The following is a 22,202-nucleotide window of genomic DNA, read 5'->3' on the forward strand; positions in this document are numbered from 1 at the left end:
ACGGCCAGGAGACACCATGACCGCACTGTCGCCGCACCTTCGCCAGGCCACGCCCGTCGTGGCGGCCCGGGGCGAGGGCGTCCACCTCTACGGTGAGGACGGCCGCCGCTACCTCGACTTCACCGCCGGCATCGGCGTCACCAGCACCGGGCACTGCCACCCCAAGGTCGTGGCGGCGGCGCAGGAGCAGGTGGGCACGCTGATCCACGGCCAGTACACCACCGTGATGCACCAGCCGCTGCGCCGCCTGGTCGACAAGCTGGGCGAGGTGCTGCCGGCCGGCCTGGACAGCCTCTTCTTCACCAACTCCGGCAGCGAGGCCGTCGAGGCGGCGCTGCGGCTGGCCCGCCAGGCCACCGGCCGGCCGAACGTCATCGTCTGCCACGGCGGCTTTCACGGCCGTACCGTCGCCGCCGCCTCCATGACCACCTCCGGCACCCGCTTCCGGTCCGGGTTCTCACCGCTGATGAGCGGCGTGGTCGTCACCCCCTTCCCGACGGCCTTCCGCTACGGCTGGGACGAGGAGACCGCCACCCGCTTCGCCCTGAAGGAACTCGACTACACCCTCCAGACGATCTCGTCGCCCGCCGACACGGCCGCGATCATCGTCGAGCCGGTCCTCGGCGAGGGCGGCTACGTCCCCGCGAACCGCGCCTTCATCGAGGGGCTGCGCGAGCGGGCGGACCGGCACGGCTTCCTGCTGATCTTCGACGAGGTGCAGACCGGCGTCGGCCGCACCGGACGCTTCTGGGGCCACGACCACTTCGGCGTCACCCCGGACATCCTCGTCACCGCCAAGGGGCTGGCCAGCGGCTTCCCCCTCTCCGGCATCGCCGCCTCCGAGGAGCTGATGGCCAAGGCGTGGCCCGGCTCGCAGGGCGGCACGTACGGCGCCAACGCCGTCGCCTGCGCCGCCGCCTGCGCGACGCTGGACGTCGTCCGCGACGAGAAGCTCGTCGAGAACGCCGAGGCGATGGGCAAGCGGCTCCGCCAGGGCCTGGAGGCCGTGGCCGACCGGACCCCGGGCATCGGCGACGTCCGCGGCCTCGGCCTCATGCTCGCCACCGAGTTCGTCACCGAGGACGGCAGCCCCGACCCCGAGACCGCCGCCCGCGTGCAGCGCGCCGCGATCGACGAAGGCCTGCTTCTGCTGCTGTGCGGCGCCTCGAACCAGGTCGTCCGTATGATCCCGGCGCTCGTGATCGACGAGGCGGGCGTCGACGAGGGCCTCCAGGCGTGGGCGAACGCCGTGGAGGCCGGTGCCTCGGGAGCGGCGGAGCGATGACGACAGCCACCCGCGACCTGGCGGGTCTGACGGACCGCATCGCCGAGATCGCGCCCGGCCTGCGGGTGGAGACAGGTCCGGGGGCCACGGGTCCTTACGCCTACGACGCCTCGAACTACCGTGTGCTGCCGCGCGCCGTGGCCTTCCCGCGCACCGCCGACGACGTGGTCGCGGTGCTGCGGGCCTGCCGTGAGGCGCGCATCCCGGTCACGGCCCGGGGCGGCGGCACCAGCATGGCGGGCAATGCCGTCGGGCCTGGTGTGGTCCTGGACTTCTCCCGGTACATGAACCGGATCCTGGACCTCGACGAGGAGGCGCGCACCGCGCGGATCGAGGCCGGTGTCGTCCTCGACGCGCTGCGCAGCGCGACCGCCCTGCACGGGCTCGACTTCGGTCCGGATCCGTCCTCGCACAGCCGCTGCACCCTCGGCGGCATGATCGGCAACGACGCGTGCGGCAACCGGTCGGTGCGCGACGGGCGGACCAGCGGCCACGTCGAGGCCCTGGAGATCGTGACGGCGGACGGCGTGCGGGCCGTCGCCGACCACTCCGGGCTGCGTGCCGCAGAGCCGGGCGACGCAGAGGCTGTGCGGCGCGTCGCCCGGCTCGAAGCCGGCCTCAGGCGGCTGGTCGAGGACAACCTGGCGCTGATCCGGACCGAGCTGGGCCGCATCCCGCGCCAGGTCTCCGGCTACCAGCTGCAGCACCTGCTGCCCGAGAACGGCTTCGACATGGCCCGCGCGCTCGTGGGCACCGAAGGCACCTGTGCGGTCGTCACCGCAGCGACGGTCCGCCTGGTGGCGACCGCACAGGCATCCACACTGCTCACGCTCGGCTACGAGGATGTGGTCCAGGCGGCCGAGGACGTGCCGGAGATCCTGCGCTTCGCGCCCAGCGCGGTCGAAGGCATGGACGAGGCGATCGTGGCCACCATGCGCGCCCGCCGCGGCCCGGACTCCGTCACCGGCCTGCCCGAGGGGCGGGCCTGGTTGTATGTCGAATTCGAAGGTGACGACCAGGTCGCGGTCGACGCCCGGGCCGCTGAGCTGCTGGATGTGCTCAAGGCCCGGGGGCGGATGACCGGCGGCCGGGTCGTAGAGAGCCCGGCCGAGCGGCGTTCGCTGTGGCGGGTGCGTGAGGACGGGGCCGGTCTGGCCGCCCGGCTGGTGGACGGCGGGGAGTCCTGGCCGGGCTGGGAGGACGCCGCCGTCGCACCCGAGAACCTCGCCGCCTACCTGCGCGACTTCCGCAAGCTGCTGACCACCCACGACCTGACCGGCGTGCTGTATGGGCACTTCGGCGCGGGATGCGTCCACGTACGCATCGACTTCGACCCGGCCACCGAGGCCGGGCGGGCGGTCATGCGCCGCTTCCTGACCGAGGCCGCAGCGCTGGTCGTCGAGCACGGCGGCACGCTGTCCGGTGAGCACGGTGACGGCCGGGCGCGCAGCGAGCTGCTGAAGGTGATGTACAGCCACCGCATGATCGCCGCGTTCGCCGCGGTCAAGCGGGTCTTCGACCCCGACGGGCTGCTCAACCCCGGCGTCATCATCGACCCGGCCCCGCTGGACACCGACCTCGCACTGCGCGAACTACCGCTGGTGGAGACGACGTTCGGCTTCCCGCACGACAAGGACGGCTTCGCCGGTGCCGTGCGCCGCTGTGTCGGGGTCGGCCGCTGCCGCTCGGATGCGGGCGGGGTGATGTGCCCCAGCTACCGGGCCACGGGCGAGGAGAACGACTCCACCCGCGGCCGGTCCCGCATGCTCCAGGAAATGGTCCGCGGCGAAGCAGTCACCGACGGCTGGCGCTCGACCGAGGTCAAGGACGCCCTCGATCTGTGCCTGTCCTGCAAGGCGTGCTCCAGCGACTGTCCGGTCGGCGTGGACATGGCCACCTACAAGGCGGAGTTCCTCCACCAGCACTACAAGGGCCGCCTGCGCCCGCGTTCCCACTACTCGCTCGGCTGGCTGCCCAGGACCTCCGCCCTGGCCGGATACGCCGCCCGGCCGGTCAACGCACTGCTGCGCGGGCCGGTCGGCAGGCTCCTCGCCCGTCTCGGCGGCGTCACGACGAAGCGCACGATCCCCGCCTTCGCCTCCCGCCGCACCCTGCGCAGGACTCTGCGCGCCGCCCGGACCGCGGAGCCGGCGAAGGCCGTGCTCTTCGTCGACAGCTTCACCCGCGCCTTCCGCCCCCAGGTCGCGGGAGCGGCGAGCCGTGTGCTCGCAGACGCCGGTATTTCCTGCGCGCCGCAGGACGGACTGTGCTGCGGGCTGACCTGGGTCAGCACCGGACAGCTGAACGTCGCCCGCAAGATCATGGCCCGCACGGTCGCCGCGCTCGACGACGGTGACGACCGGCCGATCATCGTGGCCGAGCCGAGCTGCGCCGCCGCGCTGAAGCGGGACGTCCCCGAACTGCTCGGTACCGAGGCCGCCCAGCGCGTGGCGAGCCGTGTCCACACCTTCACCGGGGCTCTCACCGATCTCGCCGACCAGGACTGGTGCCCGCCGCCCCTGCCCGAGAACATCGTGCTCCAGACCCACTGCCACGAGTACGCCACCTTCAAGGGCCGCCGCCCCGCCGACCTGCTGCGCCGCCTCGGCGTAGGCACGGTCGACGAGGCCGAGGGATGCTGCGGACTCGCCGGCAACTTCGGCTTCGAGGCGGAGCACTACGACACCTCGATGGCCGTCGCGGACCTGGCCCTCAAGCCGCGCCTCGACGCCCTCGGCGGGCGGCCCGTGGTCGCCGACGGTTTCAGCTGCGCCACTCAGATCGACCACCTCGCCGGTGACCAGGGCACCCGCGCCCTGCACCTCGCGGAACTCCTCGACCCCGCCGCCGATCAACCAGGAGAGACATCATGACCGAGGTACTGAACCAGTTGTTCATCGGCGGTGCCTGGGTGGACGCCGCGGACGGCGCCACCATGCCCGTCGACGACCCCGCCACCGGCGAGATCCTCTGCCACGTCGCCGACGCCGGCGCGAAGGACGCCCGGCTCGCGGAGGAGACGGCCGTCCAGGCCCAGGCGGAGTGGGCCCGTACGGCACCCCGGGCGCGCAGCGAGATCCTGCGCCGCGCGCACGAGATCATCCTGGAACGCACCGACGAACTCGCGCACCTGATGACCTCCGAGATGGGCAAGCCGCTCGCCGAGGCCAGGGGAGAGGTGGCGTACGCCGCCGAGTTCTTCCGCTGGTTCTCCGAGGAGGCCGTGCGCATCGACGGCGGCTACGGCACGCTGCCCGACGGCCGCAACCGCATGCTGCTCTCCCGCCGCCCGGTCGGCCCCTGCCTGCTGATCACGCCGTGGAACTTCCCGCTGGCCATGGGGACGCGCAAGATCGGCCCGGCCATCGCGGCGGGCTGCACCATGATTCTCAAGCCCGCCCCGCAGACCCCGCTGTCCAGCCTCGCCCTCGCCGGGATCCTGAAGGAGGCGGGACTGCCGGACGGCGTCCTGAACGTCGTCACCACGTCGCGCGCCGCAGAGGTGTGCGAGCCGCTGCTGCGCGGCGGCCGGATCCGCAAGCTGTCCTTCACCGGCTCCACGGCCGTCGGCCGGCTGCTGCTCGCCCAGTGCGCCGACACCGTCGTACGCACCTCGATGGAGCTGGGCGGCAACGCCCCGTTCATCGTCTTCGACGACGCCGACCTGGACGTGGCCGTGGACGGTGCCATGATCGCCAAGATGCGCAACATGGGCGAGGCCTGCACCGCCGCGAACCGCTTCTTCGTGCACCGGTCGGTCGCCGGCGAGTTCGGGCGGCGGCTCGCCGGGCGGATGGGTGCGCTCGTGGTGGGCCCCGGCACCCGCAGCGGTGTCGACGTCGGCCCGCTGATCGACGCCACCGGACGCGCCAAGGTGGAGGAGCTGGTCGCCGACGCGGTGGAACGCGGCGCCCAGGTGCTCGTCGGCGGGCGCACTCCGGAAGGGCCCGGCTGTTTCTACCCGCCGACCGTGCTCGCGGATGTCTCTCCCGAGAGCCGTCTGATGGACACGGAGATCTTCGGGCCGGTCGCCGCGATCCTCACCTTCGACGACGAGGACGAGGTCCTGCGCCGGGCGAACGACACGCCCTGGGGTCTGGTCGGTTACGTGTTCACCCAGGGGCTGGACCGCGGGCTGCGCGTCAGCGAGGCTCTGGAAGTGGGCATGGTGGGCCTGAACACCGGCCTCGTCTCCAACCCGGCCGCGCCGTTCGGCGGCGTCAAGCAGTCCGGGCTCGGCCGTGAGGGCGGCCGGGTGGGGATCGATGAGTTCCTGGAGTACCAGTACGTCGCGGTGCCCGTGCGATGACCGGGTTTCCGTCCTGACACACGCACCATCGCGCACCGCGCGGGAAGCCCCCGCGTAACCGGCCCGCTCCCCCCGGGCCGCACGCGGGCCGCCCCGTGCCCGGCCTCCCCCCCCGGCCGGGCACGGGGCACACGGCCGACACGCCGGGCGCACCGGCGGCGGCGACCCCATGACATCGGAGAAGAGCACCATGGCGAGTCCCACCTCCGGCCAGGACGACTTCTGGGAGCACGTCCGCGCGGCCTACCCGGAGCAGCAGCCCCTGCTCACCTGAACAACGCGGCGGTCAGCCCGCCACCCCTGGTCGTCGAGCAGGTGACGATCGACGCCTACCGGCTGGTCAACCGGAACCCCGACCGCACCATGTGGAGCAACCTCGACCTCGCGCTCCCCGAGGCCAAGGCGGAACTCGCCCAGCTGATCGACTGCGACCCCGGCGAGATCGCGCTGAACCGGAACTCCACCGAGGGCCTGTGCACGGCGATCTTCGGTATCCCGCTGGCCGCCGGCGACCAGGTCGTGGTCTCGCACTGGGACTACCCGAGCGTGCGCGCCGCCTGGTTACAGCGGCAGGAACGCGAGGGTGTCGAGGTCGTCACCGCCGACTACGACCTCATGGACAGCGACGACGAGATCGTCGAGGCGTACGCGGCGGTCCTGACACCGCGCACCCGTGTCCTTCAGATCACCCACATGTCCCACTGGACGGGGCGGGTCGTGCCGGCGAAGAGGCTGTGCCGGCTGGCGAGGGACAGCGGGACGCTCACCGTGGTGGACGGCGCCCAGACCTTCGCGCAGATGCCGGTGAGCTTCCGTGACCTGGACTGCGACTTCTTCGTCACCAGCCTCCACAAGTGGATGGGCGCGCCGGTCGGCAACGGCATGCTGGTCGTCAGGGAGGGAGTCATCGACCGTACGTGGCCCCTGCTGGCCCCCTTCGATCCGCCGCCGCTGCGCGTCGACAAGTTCGACCACTGGAACCTCGGTACGTACAACTCGGCCCTGCAGGCCGGCATCCTGCCGGCGGCGCGCTTCCACCGGGAGATCGGGGCCCGGGCCGTCCACGCGCGGGTACGGGAGCTGACCCGGTACTGGGTGGAGCGCGCCGCCGCGATCCCGGGTTCAGGCTGCACACACCGCTGGACACGGAGACCCTCGGCGCGGTGAGCCTCTTCTCCGTCGACGGCCTGGACGCCAGAGCCGTGGAGCAGGAGCTCCGGGACGCGCACCAGGTGCATGTGAAGTAACGGGAGGTGCGGCACCTCAGCGGCATGCGCGTGTCGCCCCACATCTACATGCGCGAGAGCGAGCTCGACCGCTTTGTGGACGCTCTCGCGGAAGTGGTGGACAAGCAGAGCGCGGGCCGCTCCTGACGCGCAAACGCGTCACGCCCCCTGCCTGCCGTCGGCAGCAGGGGGCGGCTGTCATGTGCGCCGGGCTGTCAGGCGCCCAGCCGGCGGTCGCTGATGCCGGACGCCGTGTCGGCGACCAGGCGGCCCCACTCGGGCAGCCGGTCGGCGTCGTAGCGGGAGTCCGGCATGGAGACGGCCACGGAGGCGAGCGGTGAGCCGTTCTCGTCGAGGACGGGTGCGGCGATCGCGCAGACATCGGGGCGGTACTGGTTGCGGTTGACGGCGTAGCCGTCCGTGCGCACCCGCTTCAGCTCGGCGCGCAGCTCGGCCGGGTCGACCGTCGTCGCGTCGCTGTAGCGCTCCAGCCTCTGGGCGACCAGTTCGTCCACGTCGGCTGGCGGCAGATGGGCCAGGATCGCGCGCCCGGTGGCGGTGGCGTGCAGGGGAGAGGTGTCGCCGATCGCGTAGTACGTCCGCACCGCGTGAGCGCAGTCCACCCGGTCGACGACGACCATGCACTGCAGGGCGTCCGGCACCGACAGGTGGATCGTCTCGTTCAGCGCGTCCCGCAGCCGGATCATGGGTTCCCTCGCCGCCGCGAACAGGCTGGAGCCCTGAAGCGCCGCCGGACGTACGGCGAGCACCCGGGCGCCGATCTCCCAGCGGGTGGTGTCCTGGCGGTTGGCCCGCAGCCATCCCGCCTCGTTGAGGCTGACCAGCGTGCGCTGCACCGTCGACTTGGGCAGACCGAAGAGCTTGGTCAACTCGCCCACCGTCACGGGCTGGTGGAGGGCCACCGCCTCCAGGATGCGCAGCGACCTGGTCACGCTCTTCATTTCCATCGGGGCCCCGTCAGTTTTCGTTCGTCGGTCTCAGCCTCTTGACTCCTTCCCGGAGTCGAGGGGATGATCGTGCCGGATTCTAGCATGGCGTTCCACAATACGGCACGCATGCGGGATCCCCCCGCGGTGATGGACGGTGGTAGCGCCCTGACTGCGCTTGCCCCCGCGGGGCAGCCCCCTGCGCCCGGCCATTCCCCCGGCCGGGCGCAGGGCGGCGGCTGCTGTCCGACGTGAGAAAAGGGCCGGCCCCCACGCTGATGCGTGAGGGCGGCCCTTTACCGGAGGTGCTCGTTCAGTCGCCCATGCGGCGCCCTGTGATCTCCGTGGCGGCGTCGGCGACCAGGCGGCCCCACTCGGGCAGCCGGTTCGCGTCGTAGCGCGAGTCGGGCATGGAGATGGCCACGGTGGCCAGTGGCGTGCCCTCCTCGTCGAGGACGGGCGCGGCGATCGCGCAGACGTCCGGCCGGTACTGGTTGCGGTTGACCGCGTATCCGTCGATGCGGATCCGGTCCAGCTCGGCGCGCAGTTCGTCCGGGTCGGTGGGCGTCGTGTCGCTGTAGCGCTCCAGCCCCTGCGCGATGAGCTCCTCGACGTCCTGCTTCGGCAGATGGGCCAGGACGGCGCGTCCGGTGGCGGTGGCGTGCAGGGGTGAGGTGTCGCCGACGGTGTGGAACGTCCGTACGGCGTGACTGCAGTCCACGCGGTCGACGACGACCATGCACTGCAGGGCGTCCGGCACCGACAGGTGGATCGTCTCGTTCACCGTGTCCCTCAGGCGGACCATGGGCTCGCGCGCCGCGGCGAACAGGCTGGACCCCTGGAGCGCGGCGGGCCGCACGGCCAGGACGCGGGCGCCGATCTCCCAGCGGGTGGTGTCCTTGCGGCTGGCCCGCAGCCAGCCGGCCTCGGCCAGCGTGACCAGGGTGCGCTGCACGGTCGACTTCGGAAGGCCGAAGAGCTTCGTCAGTTCCCCCACGGTGACCGGCTGATGCTGGGCGACCGCCTCCAGGATGCGCAGCGACCTGGTGACGCTCTTCATTTCCATCCGGTTTCCCCCTGTTAATCCTCAGAATTTCTCACGGACACCTCTTGACTCCCCTGGGGCCCACTGTCATTCTCTGTGCCAGATACTAGCACAGTATTCCACAATGTGGCACGGCTCGCCGGAAGATCCCGAGGACGCAGCCGGAACTCCGAGACAGGGCGTTCGTGAGCCGAGGTCCCCCGAAGGACCCGCCCCCTCCGCCCGAAACCACCTCGAATCGAACAGCCTCACGCAGGGGCTCAGCATGCGCCCCGGCGATACGAAAGGAAAGCCCCGTGTCAGCTGCCAGGAAGCGAGTCGCCGTCGTCGGCGTGGGAACCATGGGCAGCCAGGCCGCCTGGCGCCTCGCGGCCCGTGGTGCGGAGGTCGTCGCCTACGACCGCTTCGCCCCCGGCCACGACCGCAGCGCCGCCGGCGGCGAGACCCGCATCTTCCGCAGCGCGCACTTCGAGGACTCCCGCTACGTCCCGCTCCTCAAGCACGCCGACACCCTGTGGGGGCAGCTCCAGCAGGAGACCGGCCGCGAGCTGCGCCGCCTGACCGGATGCCTGCTGATGGGGTCCACCGAGCACCAGCAGATGGCCACGGTCCTGGAGTCCATCGCCGAGCACGGCCTCGACCACGAGGTGCTCGACGCCGAGGCCATGGCCAAGCGCTTCCCGCAGTACCGGCTGGAGGACGGCGACGCGGCCGTGCTCGACCGCCGTGCCGGCTTCATCCGGCCCGAGCTGACCGTCCAGACCGCGGCCCGGCGCGCCGAGCAGCTGGGTGCCCGTATCGAGCGCTACACGCCGGTGCGCGAGATCACCCCGGCCGGCGGCGGGGTGGAGGTACGCACCGACGCCGGCAGCGAGCGCTTCGACGCGGTCGTCGTCACCGTCGGCCCCTGGGTGAACGACCTGCTTCCCGACCTGCCGTGGGAGGTGGACATCCGCCGCCTGATCAGCGCCTGGTACGTCCCCACGACCGACGCCTGGTTCGGCGAGGAGCGCCCCGCGTTCATCCGCACCACCCCCACGCACTGCTACGGACTGCCCTCCCCGGACGGCGTCTCCGTCAAGCTCGGCCTGTCCCGCGCGCTGCACAAGCCCGCCGGCGACCCCAACGCTCTGGACCGCAGCGTCCAGCCGGAGGAGCTGGACATCTTCACCGAGCAGATCCGCCGCTACCTGCCGGACCTGCACCCGGACCCGACCCGCCTGGCCGTCTACATGGAGGGCTACACCGAGAGCAGCCGCCCGCTGATCGGCCCGCTGCCCGGCGCCGACAACGTCGTACTGCTCGCGGGCTTCTCCGGCCACGGCTTCAAACTCTCACCCGCCTTCGGGGACATCGCAGCCGACCTGGCGCTGGACGGCACCTCCTCCCAGCCCATCGACTTCCTGTCGACCGTCGGCCGCACCGCGTCCTGAACCGGCCCCGACCGCCATCGCCGCGGACCTCGCCCTGGAAGGCCGCACCTGCCGGCCGATCGACTTCATCAGCACGCTCGGCCGCACCACCGCCTGAATGAGGAACGACATGACACTCACCGTAGGCCCGCTGCGGGCCGAGCCGGGCCGCAAGACCCGCGGGGTGATCCCCGTGGACCTCGGACTCACGACCGTCGAGATCCCCCTCGTCCTCGTCAACGGCTCCCGCCCCGGACCCCGGGTCGTCATCACCGGCGGCGTCCACGGCGGCGAGTTCGTCGGCATCGACGCGGCCACCCGCCTGGCCGGGTTCCTGGAGCCGGACGACGTCACCGGCCAGGTGGTGATCTGTCCCGTGGCCAACCCGCCGGCCGTGTACGACGGTCGTCTGGGCAAGTCCCCGCTGGACGACGTCAACATCAACCGCGTCTTTCCCGGCGACCCCGCGGCAGGGCCCACCGAACGGTTGGCGGCCTGGCTGTTCGAGCACGTCATCTCCGGTGCCGACGCGTACGCGGACCTGCACAGCGGCGGCATCGACGAGACCCTGCTCGACTTCGTCGGTTACCGCCTGACCTCCGACGCGGAACTGGACGCCCGAACGCGGGCCCTGGCCCACGCCGTCGGCTACGAACGAGTACTGTTCGGCCGCAACGCCGAAGGCGGCAACAGCCACGCCGCGGCCGCCCGGCTGGGCATTCCCGCCATCCTCATCGAGACCGGCCAGCTCGGCGAACGAGACCCCGCCCAGGCGCGGGCCCTGCTCGACGGCCTGTACCGGCTGCTGCACCACCTCGGCGTCATCGACGCGCCGCAGCACGTCGCACCGGTGACCGCGCAGCCGCGCGACTGGGTCTGGACCGGCTCCGTCGTCTCACCGGCCACCGGCCTGTGGTACCCGGACGCCGCGACCGGCGACGAGGTGACCGCGGGTCAGCCCGTCGGCCGCGTCATCGACCTGGCCGACGGCAGCGAACACAAGGTCACCGCCACAGCCACCGGACAGATCCTCTACGGCATGAACGGGCTCACCGTCGCCCCCGGCGCGGAACTCGCCGCCATCGCGGTGCCGCACGACTGACCGGCACCGCCCACAGACCCGCCCCCCGAACCACCACTCCCCTCGAACAGCTGGTCCCCACGTGCCATTTCAGGAGATTTGTCATGAGTGATCCCATGATCGGCCGCAGAGCGCTCCTGCGCGGAGCAGGCGGCCTCGCCGCCCTCGCCGCCGTGCCCTCCCTCGCCGCCTGCGGAACCGGCACCAGCCGGGCCGCGTCCGGCAGCGCCAAGGGCGGCGGCAAGTCGGTGGTCGTCCGCGACAGCGGAGGCACCTTCGGGGAGGCTCTCCAGAAGGCGGTCTACACGCCGTTCACCCAGGAGACCGGCATCAATGTCCAGGTCGTCAACCTCCAGGGCACCCAGATGCTGGCCCAGATCAAGCAGGGCCGCCCCCAGTTCGACCTCATCAACAACTCGATGATGGACCACACCAAGTTCGCGGCCCAGGACGCACTGGAGCGACTGGACACCGACCGGATCAAGAGCCTGAAGAGCGCCAAGATCCCGCAGAACCAGATCACCGACCATGCCGTCGGCAACAGCTTCTACGGCCAGTGCATGGCGTACCGCACCGACGCCTTCGGCGGCCGCAAGCCGGAGTCGTGGGCGGACTTCTGGGACACCAAGGCGTTCAAGGGCAGCCGTTCGATGTGCAACCCGGACGCCGACCTGCCCGAACTGGAGTTCGCGCTGCTGGCCGACGGCGTCCCGATGGACAAGCTGTACCCGCTCGACCTGGACCGCGCCTTCAAGTCGCTGACCCGGCTGCGGTCCGACATCAAGAAGTTCTGGGACAGCGGCCCGCTCCCCGGTGTGCTCCTCAGCCGCCAGGAAGTGACGATGTCCACCGTCTGGGACGGCCGGATCGCCGACCTGCAGAAGCAGGGCGTCCCCGTCGCGCGGCAGCTGGGCGGCATGCGCCGCCAGTTCCAGGGCTACGGCATCGCCAAGGGCGCCGCCCACGTGGACGCCGCCTACCGGCTCATGGACTACTCGCTGCAGCCCGAGGTCCAGGCCCGCCTGGCGAAGACCTTCCCGTCGAACCCGTCCTCCCCGGTGGCCTACCAGAAGCTCACCAAGGAGGAGCGCAACGTTCTCGCCGGTGCGCCGCAGTACTACGACAAGGGCTTCGACGCGGACATCAACTGGTGGATCAAGAACGAAGCGACCGTCACCAAGCGCTGGTTGGAGTGGGCTCGTGGCTGAATTCGGTGTAGTCGCACCATCCGTCGAGGTGGCCGGTGGCAAGCTGCCCACCGCGACCGGCAAACCGCTGTCGGTGGTGGCCCTGCGCAAGACGTACGGGGACGTCGTCGCCGTCGACGAGGCGTCCATGGAGATCGCAGCCGGGGAGTTCGTCACCTTCCTCGGCGCCTCCGGGTCGGGCAAGACCACGACCCTCATGATGATCGCCGGGTTCTGCGAACCCGACTCCGGCACCATCACCGTCGGGGACCGCGACGTCACCCGGCTCGCTCCGCAGAAGCGCAACCTCGGCTTCGTGTTCCAGCAGTATCTGCTCTTCCCGCACATGACGGTCAGCGAGAACGTCGCCTTCCCGCTCACTCTGCGCGGAGTGCCGAAGAACGAGATCCGCAGGCGGGTGGGGGAGACCCTGGAGATCGCCGGCCTGTCCGGCTTCGGCGGCCGCCGCCCCCGCGAGCTGTCCGGTGGACAGCAGCAGCGCGTCGCCCTGTGCCGCGCACTGGTCTACCGGCCGCCGGTGATCCTCATGGACGAGCCGCTCGGCGCCCTGGACAAGAAGCTGCGCGACCAGCTCCAGATCGAGATCAAGGCCATCCAGCAGGAACTCGGCCTGACCGTCATCTACGTGACGCACGATCAGGAGGAGGCGCTGGTCCTGTCGGACCGGATCGCGGTGATGCGCAACGGCCTGATCGAGCAGTTCGACACGCCGCGCGAGTTGTTCGAGCGGCCGAGGACCCCGTTCGTCGCGGACTTCCTCGGTGCGGCGAACTTCCTGCCCGGCCGCGTGCTGCAGAGCACCGATGAGCACACCGTGGTCCGCCTCGACCAGTCCGGCGGCCTGCTGAAGGCACGACGCCACGAATTGGCCTCCGGCACCCCGGTCAAGGTCGCCGTCCAGCCGGGCCGGCTGCGCGCCTGCGCCCCGGACGACGGTTTCTGTACCGGCACGGTCGAGACCGCCACGTACGTCGGCACTCTGGTCCGCGCCGGCGTACGCATCGACGGCGGTGACGCGCCGCTGCTCCGCCTCGAAGTACCGGCCGGCCGCGGGCCCGTCGCAGGCGAGCGGATCGGTCTCACCGTCGACCCCGAGGACGTCAACCTCTTCCCCGTCGAACAGGGCGGGTGAGCCATGGCCGCCACACTGACCGCCAACGCCCCCGCCCGTCCGCGCAAGCTGCTGGCCTCCCGCAGAACTAGGGTCGGCATCCTCTACGCGCTGCCGGTCGTCGTCTATCTGCTGGTGCTGTTCGTCTACCCGATCCTCAGCACGCTCTTCCTCAGCCTGAAGAACACCGACGGCTCCCTGACCCTGCACTGGTACGTCGACGCGCTGACGGGCGTCAACCTCTCCGTGCTGTTCACGACGCTGCGGATCTCCGCGGAGACGGCGCTGTTCAGCCTCGTCTTCGGGTTCATCCTGGCCAACGCGATCTCGCGGCTGAAGCCCTTGTGGGCGGGCGTGGCGATGCTGATCGTGGTCGTCCCGCACTTCATCAGCGCTCTGGTGCGCACCTACGGCTGGATCATCCTGCTCGGTGACAAGGGCCTGGTGAACGAGGCCATGGCCAAGCTGTGGGTCCCCGGGGCGCCGTTCCAACTGCTCTACAACGAGATCGGCGTGGTCATCGGCACCACCTCCGTGATGCTCCCCTACACCGTGCTGCTGCTGTACGGAGTGATGCGCGGCGTGGACCGCCGCCTGCTGGCCGCCGCGGCCAGCATGGGCGCCGGGCGTGTGACGATCTTCCGCCGGGTCTACCTGCCGCTGGTCGCTCCCGGCCTGGCCAGTGCCGGACTGCTCAGCTTCATCCTCTCGCTGGGCTACTACATCACCCCGGCCCTGATGGGCGGCCCGCAGCAGACGATGATCGCCTCCCTCATCAACCAGCAAGTGATGAAGCAGAACCAGTGGAACGGCGCGGCCGCCGAGGGCGTGATCCTGCTGCTGCTCACCTTCGCCGGGTTGCTGCTGGTCAAGCTCATCACCTCCCTCGGCGCGAGCCGGAAGAAGAGGAGCGCGTCATGATGGAGCTGCGCAGAACCGTCGCCGGGCGGATCACCCTGACCGCGGTCGCCACCGTCATCCTGCTGTTCCTGGCGCTGCCGATCATCGTCATCATCGTCACCTCCTTCAGCAGCAACGCCTTCGCCGCGTTCCCGCCCAAAGCGTGGACGTTCACCTGGTACACGTCGTTGTTCGCCGACGGCAGCAAGTGGCCGGCGGCGCTGTCGCTGAGCGCCCTGGTCGCCGCCTTGAGTACCGTGTTCTCGCTGGTCATCGGTGTGACCGCGGCGACGGCGCTGACCCGCAGCGAACTGCCGCTGCGCTCCGCGGTCTACGCCCTGGTCCTCGGACCGCTGCTCATCCCGCAGATCGTCACCGCCCTGGGCCTGTTCCTGCTGTTCGAGCCGGCCGCGATGCTGGGCAGCCCGCTCGCGATCGCGCTGGGGCACACCGTGCTGGCCTCACCGATCGCGGTGCTGATCCTGATCGCCACCCTGCGCGGGATCGACGAACGGCTGGAGGACGCCGCCGCCAGCATGGGAGCCGGCCGGCTGACCATCGCCCGGCGGATCACCTTCCCCCTGGCCGCACCCGGCATGATCGCCGCGGCGATCTTCTCCTTCATCACCAGCTTCGACGAGTTCTACATCTCCCAGTTCCTGTCCTCGGTCGACACCGTCACCCTGCCGGTGCAGATCTACAACTCCCTGACCTTCGACATCGACCCCAGCGTGACCGCGATCAGCGCGATCCTCATCGCCTTCGCGATCCTCGCCCTCGCCCTGGTGGCCCTGGTGCGCTGGCTCGGCTCCGGACGGCAGGAGTCCCTGCTGTCGGTCGAGAACACGGCAGGGATCGCCGCCCCCGGAGGTGAGGCCGTATGACCGCCACCGCTCAGCGGCACCTGCTGCTGAACATGACCGCCAACGGATCGCTCGCCGAGCCCGGCAAGGACCTCTTCGTCGTGCGCCACGGCGAGGGCCCCTACGTCGACGACACGGCCGGCAACCGCTTCATCGACGGCCTGTCCGGGCTGTACTGCTGCCAGATCGGCTACTCCTACGCCGACGAGATCGCCGAAGCGGCCCAGAAGCAGCTGCGCGAACTGTGCTACAGCCCGCTGTGGTCGGATTCCGCGCACCCCACCGGCCTGGCTCTCGCGGAGCGTCTGGCAGCCCTGGCCCCGGACGGCATCGAGCACGTCTTCTTCAGCGGCGGCGGCGCCGAGTCCGTGGAGACCGCCTGGAAGATCGCCCGCAGGTACCACACCCTGCGCGGCGAGGCGGGTCGCATCAAGGCCATCGCCCGGCGCGGCGCCTACCACGGCCTGACCCTGGGGGCGCTGTCCTTCACCGACGACCCCGGCCTCACCGAGCCGTACGGGCCGCCCGCCGTGGAGACCCACTTCGTCGCCAACACCAACCGAAGCGCCCTGGAACAGCCCCTCGACGAGGCGGCCTTCACCGCGTACCTGCTCGCCGACGTGGAGGCCACGGTCCTCGCGGCCGGGCCGGAGAGCGTCGCCATGCTCATCGCCGAGCCGGTGCAGAACCGGGGCGGCTGCATCACCCCGCCGGAGGGCTACTGGCAGGGCCTGCGGGCGCTGGCCGACCGGTACGGCTTCCTGCTGGTCGCCGACGAGGTCATCACCGCCTTCGGCCGGCTGGGGGAGTGGTTCGGCGGCGAGTGCTACGGCGCCCGCCCGGACATCGTCACCGTCGCCAAGGGCATCACCGCCGGATACGCCCCCATGGGCGCGACCCTGGTCTCGGACCGCATCACCGAGGTGATCAATCAGCCCGGCGAAGTCCTGAACCACGGCTACACCTTCAGCGGCCACCCGCTGAGCGCGGCCATCGCCCTGCGCAGCCTGGAGATCATGCAGCGGGACCGGATCCTGGAGAACGTCCGCGGCCACCAGGACCACCTCGCCCGGCGCATGGCCTCCCTGGGCGAGCTGCCGATCGTCGGCGACGTCCGCGGCGCCGGCTACTTCTACGCCCTCGAACTCGTCGGCGACCTCGACGACGGCGGCTTCAGCGACACCGCCCGCGCCGCACTCGTCGCCGACCTGATCCCGCGCAGGCTGCGCGAGGCCGGGCTGCTCGCCCGGGTCTACAACCGCGCCGCCCCGCTGGTGCAGATCGCGCCCCCGCTGATCAGCGACCGCGCACTGCTGGACCGTATCGCCGACATCATCGCGGACACCCTCGACGAGGCCTCCGCCCGCCTGTGACCCATGTTCTGGAAAGGAACGACATGTACTCCATCGGCCCCCTGACCGTCGCCCCCGGCGAGCGCGCCCAGGGTCTGATCCCGGTCGGCACCAGCAGCTACGGCGTGGAGCTCGGCATACCGCTCATCGTCGTCAACGGCAGCGAGGACGGCCCCGTCCTGTGCGTGGACGCCGGTGTGCACGGCGATGAATACGACGGGCAGGAGGCCATCCGCCGCGTCCTCGCCGCGATCGACCCGGCCGCTCTGCGCGGCACCCTCGTCGGCATCCCCTGCATGAACACCCCCGCCTTCGAGGCGGCGGCCCGCACCAGCGGCCTGGACTACCTGAACCTCAACCGCATCTTCCCCGGTGACGCGGACGGCTCCTATTCCCTGCGCCTTGCCGCCACCTTCGTCGAGGAGGTCGTCCCCGCCATCGACGCCCTGGTGGACCTGCACACCGGCGGCACCTTCGGCGAGATCGCCCCGCTCGTCATCCTCCAGGGCGGCTACGAGGAACTCGCCACGGACCTCGCCCTCGCGGCCGGACACGAACTCGTCTGGAAGGGCGGCAAGTGGGGCGGCACGGTCCGCCACCCCACCCTCGCGGCCGGCAAGCCCGCCATCACCATCGAGGCCGGCGGCGGCACCTACCGCGAGCAGAACGTCGCCCTGCACGTGCACTCGATCCGCAACGTCATGCGCCAACTCGGCATGATCGACGGCGACGTGGAACTGCGCGACACGTACACGACCGTGTCGGGCACCTTCGCCCGGTCAGCCGCGGGCGGCTTCTTCCTCGGCCACGCCGAGCCCGGCGAGACCTGCAAGGAAGGCGACCTGATCGGCCAGATCGTCGACCACTACGGCAACACGCTGGAGGAGGTCCGCGCCCCGCAGAACGGCATCGTGCTCTGGGTGCGCCGGATCCGCACCGTCCGGCCCGGCGACGAGGTCGTCATCTTCGGCGAGGTGCAGGGAGAGATCCAGCCATGAGCGGCGAACTCCCACTGACCGAGCTGCTGCTGATCGACGGCAAGCCGGTGCCCGCCGCCGACGGACGCAGCTTCACCGTCCTCGACCCGTCCGACGGAGCGGCCCTCGCCGAGGTCTCCCTCGCCGGGCAGGCGGACGTGGACCGGGCAGTGGCGGCGGCCCGCGCGGCCTTCACCGCACCCGAGTGGGCCCGGATGCGCCCCGCCGACCGCGGCAGGCTGCTGCACCGCATCGCGGAGGGGATCCGGCGTGAGGGCGACTGGCTGGCGCGACTGGAGTGCCAGGACGTCGGCAAGCCGCTCCGCCAGGCCAAGGCCGACGTCGAGTCCGCCGCCCGCTACTTCGAGTTCTATGCGGGCATCGCCGACAAGCTCGGCGGCTCCACGGTCCCCCTCGGCACCGGCCTGATCGACTACACCGTCCGTGAGCCGATCGGTGTCTCGGGCCAGATCATCCCGTTCAACTACCCGCTCCAGAACACCGCCCGGGGATCGGCCCCGGCTCTGGCCGCGGGGTGCACGGTCGTACTCAAACCCTCCCCGGAGGCACCCCTCACTCCGCTGGAGGTCGGCCGGATCGCGCTGGAGTGCGGGCTCCCGGCAGGCGTGCTGAACGTCGTCCCAGGCGACGGCGAGACCGGCGCGGCCCTCGCCGGACACCCCGGCATCGACCAGGTGACCTTCACCGGCTCGGTACCGACCGGCATCAAGGTCGCCCAGGCCGCAGCCGCCAACGTGGTGCCCTCCGTCACGGAACTCGGCGGCAAGTCGCCGTTCGTCGTCTTCGCCGACGCCGACTTCGACCTGGCGGTCAGCGCGATCCTCGGCTGGTCGTTCAGCAACGCCGGACAGATGTGCTCGGCAGGCACCCGGCTGCTGCTCCAGCGCGGCGCCGAAGAGTTCCTGGACCGGCTGGTCGAGCGGATCGCGACCCTGCGCGTCGGGCCGGGTCTCACGGACCCGGACATCGGCCCGCTGGTCGCCGCCCGGCAGCGCGACCGCGTCCTGGACTACCTCGAACTGGCCCGCACGGAAGGAGCCGTGATGCGCGTCGGCGGCGGCGCCCCGTCCGCCCCCGAGCTCGCCGACGGCTACTACATCGAGCCGACCGTCCTCACCGGCCTGACCAACCAGGCCCGCTGCGCCCGCGAGGAGATCTTCGGCCCCGTCGTCACCGTCATCGACTTCGACGACGCGGACGAAGCCCTGCGGATCGCCAACGACAGCCCCTACGGCCTGTCCTCCTACGTCTGGACCCGCGACATCGACAAGGCCATGCGCCTGGCGGAGGGCATCCGCGCCGGACAGGTCTACGTGAACGTCACCAGCGCCGGCACCGGCATCGAGCTGCCCTTCGGCGGCTACAAGCACAGCGGCTGGGGCCGGGAGAAGGGCCTGGAGGCGCTGGCGAGCTACACGCAGACCAAGAACGTCTGCATCGGATTCGGAGACCGGTCATGAGGTACCGCACGCTGGGTGAACGAGGCCCTGCCGTCTCCGTCGTCGGCGTCGGCGGCAACAACTTCGGCTCCCGCCTCGACGAGGACGGCACGAAGGCCGTCGTCCACGCCGCCCTCGACGCCGGGATCACCCTGTTCGACACCGCCGACATGTACGGCGGCTTCGGCGAACAGGGCGGCACGCGCGGCGACGGTGAACGCCTCCTCGGCGCCGCCCTCAAGGGCCGCCGCGACGGAGTCGTCCTCGCCACCAAGTTCGGCATGGAGATGAGCCCCGAGGCCGACCAGTACGGCCGGCGCGGCGCCCGCCCCTACATCCGGCACGCCGTCGAGTCCTCCCTGCGCCGGCTCGGCACCGACCGGATCGACCTGTACCAGTACCACGAGCCGGACGGCGTCACCCCGCTGGAGGAGACGGTCGCCGCCCTGCAAGAGCTCGTGGACGAGGGCAAGATCCGGTACTTCGGCTGCTCCAGCCTCCCACCCGAGCAGCTCACCGACGCCTTCGTCTCCACCCAGGCCCGCTACCACCTGCTCGACCGCGGTGTGGAGCACGACCTGGTCCCCGCCTGCCTGCGCCACGGCCTGGGCCTGCTGCCGTACTACCCGCTGGCCAACGGCCTGCTCAGCGGCAAGTACCGGCGGGGCGAGGAGCCCCCGCCCGGCAGCCGGCTGTCCTGGCGGCAGGGCTGGCTCACCGACGCCGCCCTCGACAAGGCCGAGGCGCTCACCGCGTACGGCGCCGAACGCGGCCTGACCCTCCTCCAAGTGGCCGTGGGCGCACTGGCCGCGCTCCCCGCGGTCGGCTCCGTCATCTGCGGCGCCATGACCCCCGCCCAGGTCACCGCCAACGCGGCGGCCGCCGGCTGGACCCCCGACGCGGCCGACCTGGCCGCACTCGACGCGATCGTCGCCCCCGGCGAACGCGTCGTCTGAAACCCCCAAGTCCCCCTGCCCATACCTGAATCCGAGGTTTGCCACCATGCGAGAGATCGTCACCTTCGACGCCTACGGCACCCTGGTCGACTTCCAGCTCGGCCCCACCACCCTGAAGGTCCTTCAGGACCGTCTCGACCTGGACAACCTGGACGTCGACGAGTTCCTCGACGACTTCCGCGTCATGCGCTTCCAGGCCGTCCTGGAGACCTACCGCCCGTACCACGAGATCCTGCACTCCAGCCTGCGCAACGCCATGCGCCTGCACGGCCTGGAGTACCGCACCTCCGACGGCGACGCCCTCGTGGAGGCCGTCCCCACCTTCGGCCCGTTCCCGGAGGTCCCGGACGCCCTGCGGCGGCTCAAGACCAAGTACGAGATCGCCATCATCTCCAACACCGACGACGACCTGATCGCGCGCAACGTCGAGAACATCGGCGTCGAGTTCGACCACGTCATCACCGCCCAGCAGGCCGGCGCCTACAAGCCGGACCGCCAGACCTTCGAGCACGCCTTCAAGACCATGGGCGTAGACCCCTCCCAGGTCATCCACACCGCCCAGGGCTGGGAGTACGACCACATCCCCACCCGCGACCTCGGCCTGAAGCGCCGGGTGTGGATCAACCGCTTCGGCCGCCCCGGCAGCGCCGACTACCAGCCCTACGACGAGCTGCCCGACCTGTCTGGCCTGCCGGCGCTGCTCGGCTGCTGAACTTTCGTACGGATGTGAGGACGCACGCCATGAAGCAGATTCCCTACTGGCTCGACACCGCTCCCGCCCTGCCCGACCGTTCCGGAAAGGACCTGCCCGTCGAGGCGGACGTGGTGGTGATCGGCGGCGGCCTCACCGGCCTGTCCACCGCCTACCACGCCGCCCGCAAGGGAGCCCGGGTCGTCCTCGTCGAGAAGGACAAGGTCGGCTCGGGCGCCTCCGGGCGCAACGGAAGCATGTGCACCCAAGGCCTCACCATCGGTGTCGGCGAGGCCCGCAAACGCTACGGCCAGGAGCGCGCCCGCGAGCTCTACGACTCCTTCCGCGAAGCCGTCGACGTGGTCGAGGAGCTCACCCGCACCGAGAAGATCGACTGCGACTTCCACCGCACGGGACGCCTCGGAGTCGCCTTCAAACCGCAGCACTTCGAGTCGATGAGGGCCACCCAGCGCGACCTCGCCGACAACTTCGACCACGAAACCCAGCTCCTCACCCGGAGCGAGCTGAAGTCCGAGCTGGGTTCGGACTACTACCACGGCGCCCTGCTCGACCCGCTGAGCGCCGCCCTGCACGTCGGCAAGTACGTGCACGGCCTCGCCGAGGCCGCCGAGCGGGCCGGCGCCGAGATCCACGAGCGCAACGCGGCCACCGGCCTCACCCGCCTGCCCGGCGGCGGCTTCGTGGTCGAGACCCTCAACGGCACCATCCGCGCCCAGCAGGTGATGGCCGCGACCGACGCCTACACCGACAAGTCGCTGCCGTGGTTCCGCAAGCGGCTCATCAACGTCGGCAGTTTCATCATCGTCACCGAACCGCTCGGCGAGGAGCGCGCCAAGTCGCTGATCCCCAACGGCCGTCTGGTGGTCGACTCCAAGAACATCGGCCACTACATCCGCCTCACCCCCGACAACCGCCTCGCCTTCGGCGGCCGGGCCCGCTTCGCGCCCTCCGACCCGGCCTCCGACGTCAAGAGCGGAGACATCCTCAAGCGGGAGATGACCGAGATCTTCCCGCAACTGGCCGGCGTCCGTGTCGACTACGTCTGGGGCGGCATGGTCGGCTTCTCCTGGGACCGCCTCCCGCACGCGGGCGAGGAGAACGGCCTGTACTACTCCATGGGCTACTGCGGCCACGGTGTCCAGATGGCCACCTACATGGGCCGGGCGGTCGCCGAGATGATGGACGGCAAGCCCGAGGCCAACCCCCTGCGCGGCCTCGGCTTCCCCAAGGTCCCGGTCCCCTTCTACAACGGCACCGCCTGGTTCCTGCCGTTCGGCGGCGCCTACTACAAGGCGAAGGACAAGCTGCGCTGACCCTCGGCCCTCGGGACGCGGGCCCCCGCCGGAGGAGACGCCTGA

Annotated in this window: 18 protein-coding genes; 16 read left to right on the forward strand and 2 right to left on the reverse strand. The window is 71.0% G+C overall.

Annotation, left to right across the window (positions count from 1 at the left end):
• The first annotated feature begins 16 nt into the window (after positions 1-16).
• From IO24_RS0132920 to IO24_RS41135, 4 genes are all read left to right on the forward strand, one after another.
• On the forward strand, positions 17-1,285 hold the full coding sequence (locus IO24_RS0132920; RefSeq protein ID WP_031142194.1) for an aspartate aminotransferase family protein: 1,269 nt from the start codon (positions 17-19) through the stop codon (positions 1,283-1,285).
• Complete coding sequence (locus IO24_RS0132925; RefSeq protein ID WP_031142196.1) at positions 1,282-4,158, forward strand: FAD-binding and (Fe-S)-binding domain-containing protein; 2,877 nt, start codon at positions 1,282-1,284, stop codon at positions 4,156-4,158. Before IO24_RS0132920 ends, IO24_RS0132925 begins: the two co-directional genes overlap by 4 nt.
• Positions 4,155-5,594 (forward strand): NAD-dependent succinate-semialdehyde dehydrogenase, encoded by a 1,440-nt coding sequence (locus IO24_RS0132930; RefSeq protein WP_031142198.1) that lies wholly within the window; start codon positions 4,155-4,157, stop codon positions 5,592-5,594. The genes IO24_RS0132925 and IO24_RS0132930 overlap by 4 nt, the downstream gene beginning before the upstream one ends.
• 315 nt (positions 5,595-5,909) lie before the next feature.
• Positions 5,910-6,761: an aminotransferase class V-fold PLP-dependent enzyme gene (locus tag IO24_RS41135; protein WP_234335320.1), complete on the forward strand. Its 852-nt coding sequence runs from the start codon at positions 5,910-5,912 to the stop codon at positions 6,759-6,761.
• Positions 6,762-7,035: 274 nt separating this feature from the next.
• On the opposite strand, the gene IO24_RS0132940 is transcribed toward IO24_RS41135, so the two are convergent.
• On the reverse strand, positions 7,036-7,782 hold the full coding sequence (locus IO24_RS0132940; protein WP_031142200.1) for an IclR family transcriptional regulator: 747 nt from the start codon (positions 7,780-7,782) through the stop codon (positions 7,036-7,038).
• Between the two features lie 298 nt (positions 7,783-8,080).
• A complete protein-coding gene (locus tag IO24_RS0132945) occupies positions 8,081-8,827 on the reverse strand; it encodes an IclR family transcriptional regulator (protein ID WP_031142202.1) in 747 nt (248 codons plus the stop codon).
• A gap of 281 nt (positions 8,828-9,108) precedes the next feature.
• On the opposite strand from IO24_RS0132945, the gene solA reads away from it, so the two are divergent.
• The 12 genes from solA (at position 9,109) to IO24_RS0133005 (ending at position 22,157) form a co-directional block, all read left to right on the forward strand.
• A complete protein-coding gene (gene solA, locus IO24_RS0132950; RefSeq protein WP_031142204.1) occupies positions 9,109-10,245 on the forward strand; it encodes an N-methyl-L-tryptophan oxidase in 1,137 nt (378 codons plus the stop codon).
• A 109-nt stretch (positions 10,246-10,354) separates the two neighbouring features.
• Positions 10,355-11,326 carry a succinylglutamate desuccinylase/aspartoacylase family protein gene (locus IO24_RS0132955; protein ID WP_063768080.1) on the forward strand — a complete coding sequence of 324 codons (972 nt, stop codon included), beginning with the start codon at positions 10,355-10,357 and terminating at the stop codon, positions 11,324-11,326.
• An 83-nt stretch (positions 11,327-11,409) separates the two neighbouring features.
• Positions 11,410-12,513 (forward strand): ABC transporter substrate-binding protein, encoded by a 1,104-nt coding sequence (locus IO24_RS0132960; RefSeq protein ID WP_031142207.1) that lies wholly within the window; start codon positions 11,410-11,412, stop codon positions 12,511-12,513.
• Complete coding sequence (locus tag IO24_RS0132965; RefSeq protein ID WP_031142209.1) at positions 12,506-13,645, forward strand: ABC transporter ATP-binding protein; 1,140 nt, start codon at positions 12,506-12,508, stop codon at positions 13,643-13,645. Before IO24_RS0132960 ends, IO24_RS0132965 begins: the two co-directional genes overlap by 8 nt.
• Before the next feature lie 3 nt (positions 13,646-13,648).
• Positions 13,649-14,545 (forward strand): ABC transporter permease, encoded by an 897-nt coding sequence (locus IO24_RS0132970; RefSeq protein WP_031142211.1) that lies wholly within the window; start codon positions 13,649-13,651, stop codon positions 14,543-14,545.
• Positions 14,542-15,408 (forward strand): ABC transporter permease, encoded by an 867-nt coding sequence (locus tag IO24_RS0132975; protein ID WP_031142213.1) that lies wholly within the window; start codon positions 14,542-14,544, stop codon positions 15,406-15,408. The genes IO24_RS0132970 and IO24_RS0132975 overlap by 4 nt, the downstream gene beginning before the upstream one ends.
• The gene (locus IO24_RS0132980; protein WP_031142215.1) at positions 15,405-16,760 is read left to right on the forward strand and encodes an aminotransferase class III-fold pyridoxal phosphate-dependent enzyme; all 1,356 of its coding nucleotides are present in this window, start codon (positions 15,405-15,407) and stop codon (positions 16,758-16,760) included. The genes IO24_RS0132975 and IO24_RS0132980 overlap by 4 nt, the downstream gene beginning before the upstream one ends.
• A 23-nt stretch (positions 16,761-16,783) precedes the next feature.
• The gene (locus IO24_RS0132985; protein WP_031142217.1) at positions 16,784-17,737 is read left to right on the forward strand and encodes a succinylglutamate desuccinylase/aspartoacylase family protein; all 954 of its coding nucleotides are present in this window, start codon (positions 16,784-16,786) and stop codon (positions 17,735-17,737) included.
• Positions 17,734-19,197, forward strand: coding sequence for an aldehyde dehydrogenase family protein (locus IO24_RS0132990; protein ID WP_031142218.1), 1,464 nt, complete (start codon positions 17,734-17,736; stop codon positions 19,195-19,197). The genes IO24_RS0132985 and IO24_RS0132990 overlap by 4 nt, the downstream gene beginning before the upstream one ends.
• Positions 19,194-20,132 carry an aldo/keto reductase gene (locus IO24_RS0132995; protein WP_031142221.1) on the forward strand — a complete coding sequence of 313 codons (939 nt, stop codon included), beginning with the start codon at positions 19,194-19,196 and terminating at the stop codon, positions 20,130-20,132. Before IO24_RS0132990 ends, IO24_RS0132995 begins: the two co-directional genes overlap by 4 nt.
• 46 nt (positions 20,133-20,178) lie before the next feature.
• On the forward strand, positions 20,179-20,844 hold the full coding sequence (locus IO24_RS0133000) for a haloacid dehalogenase type II (RefSeq protein WP_031142223.1): 666 nt from the start codon (positions 20,179-20,181) through the stop codon (positions 20,842-20,844).
• A 29-nt stretch (positions 20,845-20,873) separates the two neighbouring features.
• On the forward strand, positions 20,874-22,157 hold the full coding sequence (locus IO24_RS0133005; protein ID WP_031142224.1) for an NAD(P)/FAD-dependent oxidoreductase: 1,284 nt from the start codon (positions 20,874-20,876) through the stop codon (positions 22,155-22,157).
• Positions 22,158-22,202 lie beyond the last annotated feature (45 nt).

It is taken from the genome of Streptomyces flavovariabilis (assembly GCF_000725785.1).
Taxonomy (GTDB): domain Bacteria; phylum Actinomycetota; class Actinomycetes; order Streptomycetales; family Streptomycetaceae; genus Streptomyces; species Streptomyces hawaiiensis.

Coding starts and splice junctions, on each gene's coding strand:
- IO24_RS0132985 (WP_031142217.1), top strand. CDS start 16,784: ATGTACTCCATCGGCCCCCTGACCGTCGCCCCCGGCGAGCGCGCCCAG.
- IO24_RS0132980 (WP_031142215.1), top strand. CDS start 15,405: ATGACCGCCACCGCTCAGCGGCACCTGCTGCTGAACATGACCGCCAAC.
- IO24_RS0132960 (WP_031142207.1), top strand. CDS start 11,410: ATGAGTGATCCCATGATCGGCCGCAGAGCGCTCCTGCGCGGAGCAGGC.
- IO24_RS0132970 (WP_031142211.1), top strand. CDS start 13,649: ATGGCCGCCACACTGACCGCCAACGCCCCCGCCCGTCCGCGCAAGCTG.
- IO24_RS0132975 (WP_031142213.1), top strand. CDS start 14,542: ATGATGGAGCTGCGCAGAACCGTCGCCGGGCGGATCACCCTGACCGCG.
- IO24_RS0132990 (WP_031142218.1), top strand. CDS start 17,734: ATGAGCGGCGAACTCCCACTGACCGAGCTGCTGCTGATCGACGGCAAG.
- IO24_RS0132940 (WP_031142200.1), bottom strand. CDS start 7,782: ATGAAGAGCGTGACCAGGTCGCTGCGCATCCTGGAGGCGGTGGCCCTC.
- IO24_RS0132930 (WP_031142198.1), top strand. CDS start 4,155: ATGACCGAGGTACTGAACCAGTTGTTCATCGGCGGTGCCTGGGTGGAC.
- IO24_RS0133000 (WP_031142223.1), top strand. CDS start 20,179: ATGCGAGAGATCGTCACCTTCGACGCCTACGGCACCCTGGTCGACTTC.
- IO24_RS0133005 (WP_031142224.1), top strand. CDS start 20,874: ATGAAGCAGATTCCCTACTGGCTCGACACCGCTCCCGCCCTGCCCGAC.
- IO24_RS0132925 (WP_031142196.1), top strand. CDS start 1,282: ATGACGACAGCCACCCGCGACCTGGCGGGTCTGACGGACCGCATCGCC.
- IO24_RS0132995 (WP_031142221.1), top strand. CDS start 19,194: ATGAGGTACCGCACGCTGGGTGAACGAGGCCCTGCCGTCTCCGTCGTC.
- IO24_RS0132920 (WP_031142194.1), top strand. CDS start 17: ATGACCGCACTGTCGCCGCACCTTCGCCAGGCCACGCCCGTCGTGGCG.
- IO24_RS0132955 (WP_063768080.1), top strand. CDS start 10,355: ATGACACTCACCGTAGGCCCGCTGCGGGCCGAGCCGGGCCGCAAGACC.
- IO24_RS0132945 (WP_031142202.1), bottom strand. CDS start 8,827: ATGAAGAGCGTCACCAGGTCGCTGCGCATCCTGGAGGCGGTCGCCCAG.